The 588-nt window shown below is 42.7% G+C and carries 1 protein-coding gene; it reads right to left on the bottom strand.

From position 1 onward, the window contains the following. Positions 1-588: conjugal transfer protein TraF (locus R7Z77_RS27055; RefSeq protein ID WP_318137266.1), on the bottom strand; the 588-nt coding region annotated here is incomplete at both ends.

Here is a 588-nt window from a genome sequence, read left to right as displayed (position 1 = left end):
CGTTTCTCTTCATTTAAGTCGTAGTCGACGCTCATGGTAAAGTAGTCTGCAACGATACCCGCACCTACTGTGTAAACAGGTCTCATACTGTATTCGTATGACTGAATCGTATCAGTGTTGTACTGGAACGATTTGGTTTTCACGTCTCTTCCAATCAAGTTTTTAGCCGAGATACCCAAACGATATGGGCCGAAGAACCAAAGTGCACCCGCATCTAAGTTAAACATAGTTTCAGCAGTTTCGTGTTCACGGAGATCTTTGGTATCAAAGTTTTTAAAGCTGGTCGCATACGAATATGTATAGATGCGCTGCAGTTTTGGGGTGATACCAAAAGAAAGATGCTGATTCATAAAGTTGGTGTACTTGGCAAGAGACACCCCCGCCTCCGCTACGCCAATCGAAACACCTTGAACATAGCTGTCTGTCAGTGGATCGACACCTGATGTATCGACATTAGGTTGAACAAATGACTCTGTGTAGAGTTTTCCGTAGACAGTTGCTGATAAGAATTTATTTGGAATACCAACGGCAACGACACCACCTAAGTCAAAATCCATTTTTTTGCCGTTAATAGCGTCCATGGATTTT

This window comes from Vibrio sp. 1401 (genome assembly GCF_033340295.1).
The sequence above is the reverse complement of the archived record's forward strand: the minus strand, read 5'-3'. Positions and strand labels throughout refer to the sequence as shown.